The organism is Vibrio algarum (genome assembly GCF_028204155.1).
GTDB classification, from domain to species: domain Bacteria; phylum Pseudomonadota; class Gammaproteobacteria; order Enterobacterales; family Vibrionaceae; genus Vibrio; species Vibrio algarum.
Window position 1 is genome coordinate 2,476,734 of record NZ_JAQLOI010000001.1, and the last position, 12,990, is coordinate 2,489,723.

The 12,990-nt window shown below is 38.2% G+C and carries 15 protein-coding genes; 1 reads left to right on the top strand and 14 read right to left on the bottom strand.

From position 1 onward, the window contains the following. Window positions 1-118: 118 nt before the first annotated feature. The 6 genes from PGX00_RS11515 to PGX00_RS11540 all read right to left on the bottom strand — a co-directional run bounded on the left by PGX00_RS11515 (window position 119) and on the right by PGX00_RS11540 (window position 5,533). A complete protein-coding gene (locus PGX00_RS11515) occupies window positions 119-1,942 on the bottom strand; it encodes an EAL domain-containing protein (protein WP_272136379.1) in 1,824 nt (607 codons plus the stop codon). Further along, complete coding sequence (locus PGX00_RS11520) at window positions 1,943-2,386, bottom strand: hypothetical protein (protein WP_272136381.1); 444 nt, start codon at window positions 2,384-2,386, stop codon at window positions 1,943-1,945. Next, window positions 2,379-2,912, bottom strand: a complete 534-nt coding sequence (locus PGX00_RS11525; RefSeq protein WP_272136383.1) for a hypothetical protein — start codon at window positions 2,910-2,912, stop codon at window positions 2,379-2,381. Before PGX00_RS11525 ends, PGX00_RS11520 begins: the two co-directional genes overlap by 8 nt. A gap of 317 nt (window positions 2,913-3,229) precedes the next feature. Beyond that, window positions 3,230-3,466 (bottom strand): HlyD family secretion protein, encoded by a 237-nt coding sequence (locus PGX00_RS11530; RefSeq protein ID WP_272136385.1) that lies wholly within the window; start codon window positions 3,464-3,466, stop codon window positions 3,230-3,232. A 158-nt stretch (window positions 3,467-3,624) separates the two neighbouring features. After that, on the bottom strand, window positions 3,625-4,101 hold the full coding sequence (locus PGX00_RS11535; protein ID WP_272136387.1) for an efflux RND transporter periplasmic adaptor subunit: 477 nt from the start codon (window positions 4,099-4,101) through the stop codon (window positions 3,625-3,627). Between the two features lie 79 nt (window positions 4,102-4,180). Beyond that, window positions 4,181-5,533 (bottom strand): TolC family protein, encoded by a 1,353-nt coding sequence (locus PGX00_RS11540; RefSeq protein WP_272136389.1) that lies wholly within the window; start codon window positions 5,531-5,533, stop codon window positions 4,181-4,183. A gap of 1,461 nt (window positions 5,534-6,994) precedes the next feature. On the opposite strand from PGX00_RS11540, the gene PGX00_RS11545 reads away from it, so the two are divergent. After that, complete coding sequence (locus PGX00_RS11545; protein ID WP_272136391.1) at window positions 6,995-7,123, top strand: hypothetical protein; 129 nt, start codon at window positions 6,995-6,997, stop codon at window positions 7,121-7,123. Between the two features lie 197 nt (window positions 7,124-7,320). Here PGX00_RS11545 and PGX00_RS11550 read toward each other — a convergent pair whose 3' ends face one another. From PGX00_RS11550 to PGX00_RS11590, 8 genes are all read right to left on the bottom strand, one after another. Next, window positions 7,321-7,848: an FRG domain-containing protein gene (locus PGX00_RS11550; protein WP_322107878.1), complete on the bottom strand. Its 528-nt coding sequence runs from the start codon at window positions 7,846-7,848 to the stop codon at window positions 7,321-7,323. A gap of 125 nt (window positions 7,849-7,973) precedes the next feature. Next, window positions 7,974-8,396 (bottom strand): hypothetical protein, encoded by a 423-nt coding sequence (locus PGX00_RS11555; RefSeq protein ID WP_272136393.1) that lies wholly within the window; start codon window positions 8,394-8,396, stop codon window positions 7,974-7,976. A 252-nt stretch (window positions 8,397-8,648) separates the two neighbouring features. Next, complete coding sequence (locus PGX00_RS11560; RefSeq protein ID WP_272136395.1) at window positions 8,649-9,347, bottom strand: restriction endonuclease; 699 nt, start codon at window positions 9,345-9,347, stop codon at window positions 8,649-8,651. 179 nt (window positions 9,348-9,526) lie between these two features. Continuing rightward, window positions 9,527-9,724: a hypothetical protein gene (locus PGX00_RS11565; RefSeq protein WP_272136398.1), complete on the bottom strand. Its 198-nt coding sequence runs from the start codon at window positions 9,722-9,724 to the stop codon at window positions 9,527-9,529. Window positions 9,725-9,857: 133 nt separating this feature from the next. Next, window positions 9,858-10,583, bottom strand: a complete 726-nt coding sequence (locus PGX00_RS11570; protein ID WP_272136399.1) for a hypothetical protein — start codon at window positions 10,581-10,583, stop codon at window positions 9,858-9,860. Between the two features lie 59 nt (window positions 10,584-10,642). After that, window positions 10,643-11,098 carry a hypothetical protein gene (locus PGX00_RS11575; RefSeq protein WP_272136401.1) on the bottom strand — a complete coding sequence of 152 codons (456 nt, stop codon included), beginning with the start codon at window positions 11,096-11,098 and terminating at the stop codon, window positions 10,643-10,645. A gap of 134 nt (window positions 11,099-11,232) precedes the next feature. Next, on the bottom strand, window positions 11,233-11,976 hold the full coding sequence (locus tag PGX00_RS11585; protein ID WP_272136404.1) for a hypothetical protein: 744 nt from the start codon (window positions 11,974-11,976) through the stop codon (window positions 11,233-11,235). 142 nt (window positions 11,977-12,118) lie between these two features. Then, window positions 12,119-12,982, bottom strand: coding sequence for a hypothetical protein (locus PGX00_RS11590; protein ID WP_272136407.1), 864 nt, complete (start codon window positions 12,980-12,982; stop codon window positions 12,119-12,121). Window positions 12,983-12,990: the final 8 nt, after the last annotated feature.

Below are 12,990 nucleotides of genomic sequence, written 5' to 3' on the forward strand. Positions count from 1 at the left end.
AATTAAAAACTGCCCCAAAACTCAATCAAAGAGGAGTCTGGATAAATGCCTTTCTTGGCTTTGTACAATTGGTTCTGGTCGCACTGTCTCGTCTAATGCAAACTATCGCTTGCTAATATCAGTCTGCTTTAGTGAGCTTTGCTTCGAAATCTTCCACTTCCAGTGGCTTCTCAAAATACCAGCCTTGGAATAGATTACAGCCTTCGGTCTTAAGAACCTCAAACTGCTCTGCAGTCTCAACACCATCCGCAGAGACATTAATCCCCAACTGCTGTGCCAGAGACATTACCGAGCGAACGATAGCAACACCAGATTGACTGGTATCCGCTACATTATTAATAATATCTCGCGCTATCTTCAATCTATCTGGGTTAAATTCACTTAAGTGACCAATATTGGTGTAACCCGTACCAAAGTTATCAATAAACAGCTTCATACCCATGTTATGCAACTGACGTATCTTGTCTTTTGCCTGCGCATCGTGCTGCATAATGACATCTTCAGTTATTTCAAAAGCAACGGTTCCAGGCAATACATTGAACTGCTTAACCATTTTTTCAACTTCTGTAATAAAGTTAGGCGCAAGCAGTACCTCACTAGTCGCATTGATTGATACTGTCCAATCCTGCTTCCACATCCCTTTCTGTTGCCACAAAGAAACCTGCTGGATGGTGTTTCTCATGACCCAAAACTCAAGCTTGACTGACAACCCTTCTTTCTTCGCCACCTCGAACAATTTGCCATTTGAAATCAAACCGCGAACCGGTTCAATCCAGCGAATATAAGATTCGGCACCAATAACCGTTTTATCTTGATCAAACTGAGGCTGAAAGACTAAATGGAACGCATTATCTCGTAGCGCGGTTGCGAGAGACTCCTCTAAAGGAATAGCTGTTGCCAATCTAATGTCATGCAATATTTCTGCCACGCCTTTAAGTTGAGTGTTGGTATTACCTAGAGCTTCACCAAACGATGCGTTCACCTGCTCAATCACCTCACCATTCTCTTTAATCGTTAGATTCGTGCTATTCGATGTTTGATCAATGAGGTGACCCATGCGTTCAATTTCGATAGACATATTGGAGATAGCACCAACCATCGCATCCGTTTGCTGCTGCATATATTGCGAGTAGTCGGTTAGAGAAGTTTCTAACTTTTGGTACATACCTGATTGCTCAGTATAGATTTGCTGCACCTGTTCGGATTGCTGCTGAGCAAGACGATTGTTTTCAGCAAGGTTAGTACTAAAGTTTTGAACGACAGTTGAACCCGAGTTGTTCTCTAGCAACGTGTATAAGTCGGTCCATACTTTGTCTTTGCTATTGATCAGGCTGATCGTGTCGTCGATTGATTTTTGTACTTTTTGGAAATTCTCATTGATAACCTGTTGCTGTTCATCGGTGATACCTTCAATGGAACTGCTTGAACCACCCGACCCACCAGTAGCACCACTATTCTCACCATGAACAAGCTCTTTCTCGAAAAAGTTATTTAGGTAGTTTGAAGCCAATAACACACTGACCGAACAGCTCACACCCATAATAGAAGTCAAAAAGGCAAAAGACATCGAATCAAGAGCCAATCCTATGGAACCGAGTAGTGCCTCCATTTTTTCAGAGAAATCACCATCTGCCCCCATCCCTGCGGCAATACCGGCAATCATGTCAGATAAACCAATGAAGGTACCGATAAGACCAAATGAAACGGCAAGCGATGACGCTAATGTCACCTGGCTTCTAAAGTGAGCTAGGTGAACGGCATCACCCTGTTTTCTCACAAAGTTATACATGAAAATGGTAAGAGGATAAAAATAGGTCAGAGTAATTAGAACCGTGATTTCCGGAGAGAGTTCCATACACTGAGATACCAAGGTGTTTGCTGGTTCAAACACGTAGACAAAAATAGGTATTCCGATATAGAGAAGTAAGCCAAATAAATACATTTAGTTCATCTCCCAACTGATCTTTGATAACACATCCGTTGTTGATTGCATTGAAGTTTCAACCTTTAGTTTTGATGGTAATTTTAGGTATGCTAAAAAACGCATCAGGTTTACCGTATTCTTTTTAGCGCTATCTCGGCTATAGACGGTGATCTTTACGTGTTCAGCATTAACCATTTGTGCTCTTATTTTTTCTAAAAATTCTGTTTCTAGTTTGAAATTAATTAAGTACTCAAACTGGTGTTCATCTAGGTTTGACCGCATTACATCTCGATATACGATAGGGCTACGAGTATGGTCTTGTATATCATTTAGTGATTGCTGTTTAGCGGCCGAATTCAAGGATGTGGCCGTTTGCAACATAAAGAAAATACTAACCAGTACCATAACAATCAAAGCAGAAGACAACGCATCCACAAACGGGGCTAGCGTATCATCATCCATTTTCCTCTCCTCTATTATCTATCCCTTTACTAGCCTCAATCCCCTGTTCATTCTGTGTATCTTGATCTAGCGCCTTTGTTTCTAATTTTTCTTCACTAGCTCTCTTGGCATCGAGATCTCTGAGCACATGAATATCGATAAAACAGCTATTCATTTTTTTGTTCTGAGAAATAATGTTGATATGGTCTACAGGATATGAACCAGCAAAAAACTGATGCGTCATGATGTAGTTGTAAGTGGCGATACGTTTCATTTCTTTTTCATTGGCATTAAAACCGAAATTACAACCATTCTGATAAGATTGAATACGGTCGCTAAAACTCATATCGCTCACAGTCAGCACTAGTTCCTGCAAGATTTCTTGATCAACATAAGGTGTTTTTAGGTTATAGCGATAGGTGAATTCATCTATTTTTACCACACCGGTGGTCGGCATAATGGATTGTACGAAACCGATTAAACTGGCAATGACAACCAATATAATCACAGCGAGTGAAGCAGTAATTGCGGCGACAAATCCAATCATTTACCACACCTCAAACTTAATGTCGCTAGGCAATACACTTAATATAAATTCCAGAACACTGACCTTATCATCTACAACAAAAACTTGAACATCCATACCAAGATCAAGCGATAAGGCTAAGAACTCCTCATCAGGTTGAATCGTAACCCTATAGTAACGTTCGCCTTCATGCCCTTGCTCTTCATAGGTAATAGAGTCTGAGCTTAGGTCGATAATCGTTCCGTCGAAAATTTCATTGAACCCTGGAGAGTTGATCTTAAGGCGAACCTTTCTATCAAGACTTAAGAAATGGCGGTAACGCGAATCGAACTTCGCTTCTACCTGTTGAGAAGCCCCTCTTTTTTCAAAACAAACAGTGGTGTCGCTTCTTGGATAAATGTACCGGGGGATAAACCTTCCGACAATTCCAAAATATTGCCATCTATAGGAGAGCGAATGACCGATTTCACTTTCTTCTCTTCTAGCAGTTGTTTACTGTATTTGGCCTGAATAATAAGGGGTTTGATTTTATCAATCTGTTCTTCCAACGTTAACAGGCGCTCTGAACGGCGCATCTGGAAGACCATCAATTTATCATTTAATTTTTTCTTAGCATCAATCGCTGAGATCTGAAAGTCTACTACATCGGTTTTTACATTAGACAGTTCAGATTCTACATCGTAGAAACTAACCGTTGCGCCATTACCTCGATGCAGAGCATTTTTCTTTTTCGTTAAGATTTTTTCTTTATTAAGAAGCTCTTTCGCTTTTTTTGTCTCTCTTGCTCTACCTTAAGAATATATTGCTGCTCTTGTAGATAATCTTCATAGAAACTAAGGATATAAAGTCCACCAGCATTAGCTAAAGGTTCATCACCAGAACACTCTTCATTTAGATGCTCTTTGGTAACAGATGCAAAGTTAGACCCCATTAAAAAGCAGCGCTCGTTATAATAGATCTCTAATAGTTTTTTATTCTGCTCAAGCTCTTCAGTCGTCTGTTGTAAGCGATACTCATCATCTAGGTTTCGATACTTTAAGAGCGGTTGACCTTTTTGCACCGCGTTACCTTGGGCAACCATTAACTCCACAATATAACTGCTGATGGGAGCTTTAACCGACACATTACTCTGCTTAATCCCCGTCAGGCCTGTACCAGGTGCAACAACCTCTACCTCTTTAAGAAGCAGTATATAGATTACGCAAACCATCGTTAGTCCTATCAGTACTAACCTTTTGTTAATCTTCAACGGGTGCATATTTCCATAGTAGCGTGGGAACAAAAACAACTCATAATGCTGGAAGGACCTTCGCAGATTTTAACGTTTCGAGCTCATACAAAGTATCAAATAACTCTAGGTCAATATTTAACAGTGTTTGTTTTGCACTATTTAGTTTCCCAATACTCTCAACAATATCTTTATATGTCACTTTATCAGTATAGATTTCTTCTTTTTGATTTTCTATTAACCCAGCGAGTATTTCTATCTGTTCCGCCGTTTTTTGGCGCTTAATAATTTGTTGGTTATAATTGGTTACATTCGTTTTAAATTGGTCCATCGACAACTTGAACTGTTTATCAAAGCGTAATTTCTCTGCTTCATAGATCTTAAATGAGGAGTTCTGATCGGACTGTAAGCCGTGATTAAATAGATCAAGCTCCAGATTTAATTGAACATAAGATTCATCAGTATCGCCATAGTAATGTTCACCGCTATCCCCATTTGTCATTAGATGGCTCTCGGTAACGATCTCTACGACGAAACGTTCACGAGTTGAACGCGCGGTGTGGAGTGACGATTTAAGAGTTTTCTGTGTTTTTTGAAGCTCAGCATTATTAGCAATTAGTTCCTCGGCGGTAATATCCCTCACATCCCTCATTAGTAATGGTTTAATCCTCTTATAATCAATACCTATTTTATCTTCTGCATGCTCTTCGTTTAATCCTAGATCGAGACCGGTTTCTTCCGCTAATTTTTTAAAATACTGCTCGATATTTGAAACCACCGAATATACTGATTCATCGAATTCAGCAACCGAGAGCTTTGCTTCCATAGCATCACTCTTGGTTGAGACACCTTCATTGGTTGAATTAACTTGCTTTAGGTAATAGGTCTCAATTTCGTCCCGAAGCTCATTTGAAGATTTTTCATACTCTCGGGTAAGCTCTATCTTGGTCAGATAAGTCAGTACCGTGTAATAGACCAAGATTTCTTGGGCCTCTAGGCTGATATTGCCTGCATCAAGAGCCATTTGACTGGCTGCTATTCTATCGGCAACACCACTACCGTAGAGTTTAGAGTTTGCGTACAGTATTAATTCGTGTGTTTCACCCGAGTCAGGGGTAGGACTTCCCCAGTATTCTGTCGTTTCGGAGTTGATACTTGCTTCTGGGTAGTAATACTTATCTTCTTTATCTTTTAAGATAATTTTCGATTCGACTTCTTTATTTAACGCAAGGTACTCTTTAGAAGAGCTGAGAGCCAAATTAAAAACTTCTTCAAAGTTGATCAAATATGTAGATTTCTTAGACAACGAGGTATTGTGCGCTTCTTCTGCCAACGCATTAAACCCTATGCATATGGCAGCAACACAACATACAATCGAAAAATTGATGCGCATTGACCCTCTAAAGATATTCATGTGTTAAATTTCCTAACATCCACTGTTTTAGCCAACCATAAAGGCTAGTGAGCCGTATGCTATACTAGAGTAGCGCCCTTACTAAAGCAATTACTCAACAAGGGATTTTGCTAAGAATTCATAATTATTATAAATGTGATTAAATATAGCGATATAACTCACTTTCAAATGGCTTTTTCACTTAAATCGATGGAGCCAAATCAAGAAATCATAATCTCAACTACAATACCCAGTAGCCGCCATAGCTTCGTGCCTGAATCTCATTATAAAATAAACATGGTAGACACATAGAGCACACCGATTCAATCGCCTAGGTATGACTAACCACACTGATGGTGAAACGAGTTTTTTGTATTCCATTGAGGTGTATAGTTGAACGACCTAAACCTGTAGCTCGCCGTACCTCATCAATTTTCAGTAATTTCATTGAATGTTCCTTTCCATCTAATAGTTTTAAAATCTGTGTCATGCACTTCATTAATCGTTTCGCATATATTGAAATATCTTTGCTAATGCATTTAATTCTTTACCACCTATAGTAATAGATTGAATTTGTTATTATTTTTGTCTTCACAATAGGATATTAGAGATTTCGGTTAGCGGTAATGACACCGATATATAAAGAGAACAGAACGAAAGGTGGGATTATTTCTTAAGTGGAAGCATCAGAAGTTGTACCACAAGGGCTAAAGGCTACAAATAGGTCTAAACACGCTAGTCCAAGCATGATGTATATTTTTATACAGCTAAATAATGGGAAAATAACCCGCATACACTAAATAACTTAACCTATTGTTTAATAATATATAATGCTATTTTCATAGCTACATTAGCTCAAAAGAATAATCAAGAAATAGTCAAAAAATGTATAGTCGAAAATAACAGATAACCTTTCTATACAGTTAGGTATACAAATTTCGGTGGATACTGGTGGACATCAACGGTCAACTACGGACCAGAACTGTTTGATTTAACTAAATTACAGGCATAAAAAAAGACGCCCTAGGACGTCTTAATTCATCAATGTGAGTGAGGGCTTACGATTTAACTCACAAGAAATTGTTATATATAGATAAAATATTAATTTATCTTAATTGGCATTACATTAAGCATTACTTTGCGCTAATCATAGTCTTTATTCACAACTATTTCTGTGCTTTATTGTATAATTATTCTCTAGTAACGGATAGTTTTAACTCAACTGGCAAGCTTCGCGTCGAAAAAACCATTACCCGAGATCATAGATAAAAGTGGAGGTAATATGAAAAATAAGAAATATGAAGGATATACACCTCTCATTGCAGGTTTTGCATTCATAATACTGATTTCATATAGACAAATTTTCGGTGATGGGCATTGGCTAGTTTGGTTACCTATCAGTTTGTTTACTGTCCAGTTAATCTTCCTAGCTTATATCGTAAGATGGTTTCGTAATAAAACACCGCTAGAGAGGACTTTAAAATGAATGGGATATTATTTATTGCACTTTTAGCTATTGGTTTTGGCTATCTCACGTTGTACAGCAGAATGGTTATGGTTTGGTGCGAACATAGAATGAAATTAGCTAGCAAAGATGACACGACAGGCTAAAGGGGATTGTTAAATAGGTTCGTACTTAATGACCTACCCTTCGGATAATTTGCAGTATCGCAAACTCTAATTAGGTGGTTAAATTTACCCTTCCCTACAAAGCTTTATCTTTACTGTTAGATGGTGAATAAAACCGGTTTATACGAGAGTTTTACAATTCAGGACTCCTTCGTCATGTAAAGGTTGTTCCGTAAACCTTAAAAACATTTTTCTTTGTGTGCTTGGCAAATGCCATCTAAACCAGGAAAAAGACTTGCCGCTGTGATGCCCATAATCTCCAGATCTTTCATTACCGAATTTCGTTCAGCTTTTGCTATATCAATAACCGTCAAATAACTTCTTTCATCTTGAGTGCCATAAAAACGTATATGCTCCTCAATATTGTAGATATTACTAAAAGTAACAAGAGACTGTTGTGGTAAAGCTCTCTCATTACTAGGAGAAGTGACAATCAAAGGGTGAATTGATGGATATGGTGAATCATAGCTTTGCAATGTTGCATGATGATTTTGGAACCATGCTCCTTTATCAAAACAGAAAATTCTGACAAAACCAGAATTAGCATCATTTCCTAACTGATGAAAAGCGAAATATGAGGCAACATAGGGTGACTCAGTCCAATCGAGAAATGGAGTTTGGAATCCATGGTGCTGAGCGACATACAAAAACTCTGTCATTTCGGGTGCGTTGTTTAAGTTAAATCGTTTTCCGATTCTCGATGCAATGTATCGTTATAATTCAGGTATGTCATGTAAAAAATATCTAACCAAATTTCTTCGGTCTTGCCTATGAAAAGCAGTCTTAAGAGCTAAGTTGAAGTCAGGTTGTCCTCTAAATACAAGATTAGGGTTTAGTTTTTTTGTTGTAATGACCATGATTGGAACTCAGACCAAGTCATCGACGCATCAGCCTTGTTCAGTACAATATCGTCCTTTCTAACTAGATTGAGATTGCCGCTAGTTTCTACATTAGATTGCCAGTTCCCTGTAATCTCGTTTGTAGTACTTATAGATCCTACAAAATTTGCTATTTGTGGTAGTGATGCTTTGAGTTCATTAGGAGTGATATAGTAAGAAGGCAATCTAAAGTTTGATACTTGTGCATTTAGGGTACTGCCGTCGACATTAAATCTAATATCTGCGTAAAAGCAAGGCTTCGATTCGTCAAAATCATGGACTAAAAGCACTCCACTAAAAGGAGAGTCTTTATCAATATTGAGTGTTACAAATGCACTATTACTTCCAGAGATATTGCCAAACCATTGACCCCACATTTAACCCCCGACCCTTTTTAAACCGACAAATTGCTTTCGTGTTTACGTTATTACTCAGTGTCATTACTCAGAGTCATTACTCAGTATATCAAGAAACAGGATAGAACTGAGTCAGTTACATTACTAATTTAGGACGTAGCGGATTAGTTCACGTATGGAGGTGTAACGCCCGCTTAAGTGGTGAGTGAACGTGTGCCAAAATGTAGCGAAGCGAAAATGGCACGCGTTTACAAATCCGTCTTGAAGCGTTTGTTAGGCTTGTTCTACGTGTTGCTCACACTTCTCCAGTTTGAGCTCTAATTCAGATATTAGATCGCCCATTAACTCTATTACTTCTCTAGGCGAAGAGAATATTTTTGCGCTACCAAAAAGGATGTGTACATAGTGTTCTTCAGACTCAAAAGGATATTCGTTTCGAAATGCCCTTGATAAAATATCCGTGCACATTTTTATCAAGGCGTCACCGAAATAATTGTGTTCACCATATGCAGGTCTTAGCCCATACTCAATTCGTCTCTCTTTTGACAGTTCCCAATAGCGGTCTTTACAACTAACTATACGATCGAATAACTCTCGTAACCTCAGTGAATAAACGCTACCACTAGATGATTCTTTGACTTCATCTAGTGAAGTAACTTGAATATTTGTCATGTTAGCCGCTTCTATTGCACCACTTTGAAAGCCCGATTCAGATAGTAATATGCCTCGATCAGCACCAATATCTGCCACAATTTCCCTCAAGCCAAGAACATGTAATTTATTTACTGGCTTTTGCCACAATTTGCATTCAACAACCCATCTCACATCAAAACCATGAAAGTGAGACGTTACTAGTACGTCCACATCATGGGAGGTTCGCACTCCTTTAACTGTAACGTCTGTTTCTGCTTCCAAGCCTATTGAACGAAAATAAGCTGCCGTATCTTCTTGATACTTCTTCCAAGGTTTCATGTTTAATCTCTTGCGATTAAAAGCCTAACGCCCAAAGCAGCGGCGCGCGTTAGCGCGTCCAGCCCGCAGGGCGTTGCTGCCTTTGCTTATTATGTTTATTGCTATCTTCATCTGTTTTAGCGGTCTCTTGTTTCTTGAATTTACCGATGAGCCAGTATCATAAAACAGCATGCAAACCACTAGCGATAATACCAATTGGAAGTCCTTACCCCCAGCGTTACCTGAGTAGATGTGAGCACCGTCTCTGTAACAAGAGCACCAGCTATTGCAGCGACAGGAATGATCCACTTTTCTCTTGCGATAAATGAAATACCCAAGGCAACTATAAAGCTTATTGGATCTAGGAATTTTGCTAAGAGCATTGCGATAATGGTCATATTTTCACCTTAAACATAACGCCCAATTAAGTTGCAGAGCAACGCAAACCGGAGCTCAAAGCAATGCACCGATTACACCCAAACTGTTTGTATCTGGAAATCCCGCGCGTTGGCTTTCAGCTTGAATTGCTTGTTAGGTAAAATTAAGTGCCATTACCTTTTTCTTCTTTTTCCAGTAAAAATACTGCGAACCAAGAGTTGTCAAAAATGCGAACAACAATGACGCAATTGATAAGTAAAGGCTCGTTCTCGAATCTGATAAATATTGATCAACTAGCAAATTTTTCTGCTTCAGATTCTCTGATATTTTATAGAAATCAGAGCTAACATTAGCAAACTCACTACCTAACTTGATACGAATGCTTTCAAAGCTATCTTTCTGTGACTGCTCTAAACCATCAAAAGGGTTTCTTTCTTGATATTCTGTCAGCAGTTTTTGGATAGACTCTCTATTCTTAGAGCCGCCTTCTGGATTCAAGTAGCTGTCACTTTTTAGGTCTTTTAGTACAGTTAGCAGTGGTGTTGGTGCCGGATAATATTGGCTTTTATCTTTATCCCAACGATATTTAAATCCCCACTCTTCCTCTGGAGTTTGCGAATAAAAATGCTTAATTGACTCTAAGTCCGAGCCATTATTAACCATTTCGACAATACTGGCTTTTACTTCTGCTTTCTCAATATGTAAGCTATCGTCATACAGCCAAAATTTCCATGCAAGTCCACCATAAAAGAGTAACCCGAAAATAACCATTCCTACGTTTGACATGAAACGCTTTGAACGAGAACTTTCAGTTACCTTACCATCACTTACTTTAGATGAAACTTCAGCATCTAAAGCTTCAGAAAAATCATTTGACATTAATACCTCGAAATCTAATCATTTTACCTAACGCCTTGCTAAGCGGCGTGAGCCAACTGTTACACGTCCGTTTGAGCAACTTGTTGGGCATTCAGTTGATCCATCAACTCTTTGATAGGCAAAGCTTTTTCGAAAAACAGTTTAAAAGCTAAATGTAGCTCTCTAATCCAGCTCTCACTTTCTTTTAGCTCCAAGAATTTCATGGCTTTTTCTGGTATTGCTTGTTTTTGATAGTGAAAAGTCGCGTTTCGAAACAATCGCAATGCGTCTACAAAGTCTTCTTTAGCTAACAGCGAGTCAACTTTCTGGTTAGTAAAGTTGAGTTCTTTATAGCCCTCTATTACAACGTATGTAAGACCATATAAGACTGATAGGCGTGCAAATGATGAGTGCATTTCAGCCAACTGACGAATCTCATTAGGAAGCTTCGAGTCTTCAACGATCTTTACCGTGACTACCTGCTTTACAGCATCAGTATTTATCCAATGTTTATGTAGTGATACTAATTTCTCCAAACTCTACTCCTGATGCCTAACGCCCAATTAAGGTGTGAGCCAGGCTACCACGACACTCAATTTGGGCACAATAAACACTAAACTAAACCCAAACCAAAAATGCCAAGCGTGGGGAATCACTCTTAAATTGTTTGTTATTTGCTATTCGTGCAAACCATAATTACGATCAGCATCATTTCGGCGATTATCAGCATATATACTCTCTTTTTGATTATTTTGTGCTGACCATCTTTGCTAACCCAACTAAAGCTTACTTGCCAATCCGAACTTTTCCCTGAATTAGAGGTATGATGTGAGACTAATTTAGAGACACTAACTCCGTCAATGCACAAGCTATGGTGCCCACCTTTATAACCAAACTTTGAAACAAAAATATCATTCAATAGCTGATAGCTAAACTGAGACTCTTTATATTTATTAAGATCTGTCAATGATTCTTTGTATTCTGAATTTTTCTGTAATTGGATGTTCTTAATGGCTTCCTGTTTGGCCACTATTTCATCGGTGCTACTACAATAACCTATCAATTCACACGGTATACCTTGAACATCTAGATTTCCTTTTACTTCAAACAAACCTTGCTTATATATATCAAGAAGTAAACTTGCTCCATGCGGAGTAATTGATTTAGCCGAAAATTCTTCTCCAAAGAAAATGTGTTCGAAGTCTTCAGAACTTAGAATTATTGAATTGCCAAGATCAATTGAGTAATCGTCTCTTTCAACGCCCTCCATTGCATCTTGACAGATTTGATCATTAATAGTTTCTTGCCAGAGTTTAAGTAGCGCTCTGGCTTTTTTAGGCTTTACGTTAGGAAGTAATTTGAGACAGACTTCTAATCTCAATAAATACTTCGGGTCAAAACGTCTAAAATTCATTTCTCATTCCCAACTCATAAAAGCACATAACGCCTGCATAACACATTTGCTACCATGCAGATTAAGCTAAATTTACCACTTAATACGGTAAACTCAAAGAAACCTAGAATGCCGAGTGTAGCAAATCGTGTTGATGCATTTGTTATATTATTTGTGCACGAGCATATGCAGTTACTATATCAACACTTTTAATGTTGATCATGTGACTTCTTAGGTCCGGTAGAAAAACTTCCTCTTTCGTTGGGATCACTCCGTACTTTTCATAGGCCTTCTGACTACCTAAAATTGTTACTTTTAAATTATCATCTCCATCAATTAATAAATAAGGAGATATTTGAGCCGCATGGTATGCATCCCAATCAAACTCCCCTGTAGCATAATTCCGACCGAGGAAACGATCATTAAAGATTAATTTTACAGTATCCAATAGAACAGTTGATTTAGGAAAAGTTTTTCTGGCGATTTCATCTGCTTTATTAATTAAATCTTGATTCAAAATTAAACCACGACCATAGCACAATAGTTCAGTTGCTGGAGATTCGTATTTAGTTTGCCCTGATAAATAAGAATGGATGTCATCATCAGACATATCATTAGTTATCCAAGCAGAGTCATGTTCAGAAATATCAGAGTCCGAAGAGTAAAGAAAACTGATTTCAGATAAGTGTTCTTTTTTAAAACCTCTCCAATTAAAATATTTAACGACATTCAGTGCCATTTCTTCACTTTCAAAAAAATAACAACCTCGTAATCGAGATACTTTTTCTGGAAACTTCACATGTCGAACAAGTTCTATTTTCATCTCTTGCTCAAAGAGATCCCAATTGTCGTAATTTTGCGCATGTTTTAGCTTTGAATATTGCCAAAATGATAAAAATGAGCGACGATATTTATCCTCGATATCTACTGAGCTATCGATAGAAGAAATTCTGCCGACTGCCACTTCCCAAGCGACTATTGGGTTATCAATATTCAGATAACACCATAAACGTTTATGTTTTAACACCGATAACC

Bases quoted from the DNA above. Each gene is read 5' to 3' on its own strand.
- PGX00_RS11515 (WP_272136379.1), bottom strand. From the start codon at position 1,942: ATGTATTTATTTGGCTTACTTCTCTATATCGGAATACCTATTTTTGTC.
- PGX00_RS11520 (WP_272136381.1), bottom strand. From the start codon at position 2,386: ATGGATGATGATACGCTAGCCCCGTTTGTGGATGCGTTGTCTTCTGCT.
- PGX00_RS11525 (WP_272136383.1), bottom strand. From the start codon at position 2,912: ATGATTGGATTTGTCGCCGCAATTACTGCTTCACTCGCTGTGATTATA.
- PGX00_RS11530 (WP_272136385.1), bottom strand. From the start codon at position 3,466: ATGCGCCGTTCAGAGCGCCTGTTAACGTTGGAAGAACAGATTGATAAA.
- PGX00_RS11535 (WP_272136387.1), bottom strand. From the start codon at position 4,101: ATGGTTTGCGTAATCTATATACTGCTTCTTAAAGAGGTAGAGGTTGTT.
- PGX00_RS11540 (WP_272136389.1), bottom strand. From the start codon at position 5,533: ATGAATATCTTTAGAGGGTCAATGCGCATCAATTTTTCGATTGTATGT.
- PGX00_RS11545 (WP_272136391.1), top strand. From the start codon at position 6,995: ATGAATGGGATATTATTTATTGCACTTTTAGCTATTGGTTTTGGCTAT.
- PGX00_RS11555 (WP_272136393.1), bottom strand. From the start codon at position 8,396: ATGTGGGGTCAATGGTTTGGCAATATCTCTGGAAGTAATAGTGCATTT.
- PGX00_RS11560 (WP_272136395.1), bottom strand. From the start codon at position 9,347: ATGAAACCTTGGAAGAAGTATCAAGAAGATACGGCAGCTTATTTTCGT.
- PGX00_RS11565 (WP_272136398.1), bottom strand. From the start codon at position 9,724: ATGACCATTATCGCAATGCTCTTAGCAAAATTCCTAGATCCAATAAGC.
- PGX00_RS11570 (WP_272136399.1), bottom strand. From the start codon at position 10,583: ATGTCAAATGATTTTTCTGAAGCTTTAGATGCTGAAGTTTCATCTAAA.
- PGX00_RS11585 (WP_272136404.1), bottom strand. From the start codon at position 11,976: ATGAATTTTAGACGTTTTGACCCGAAGTATTTATTGAGATTAGAAGTC.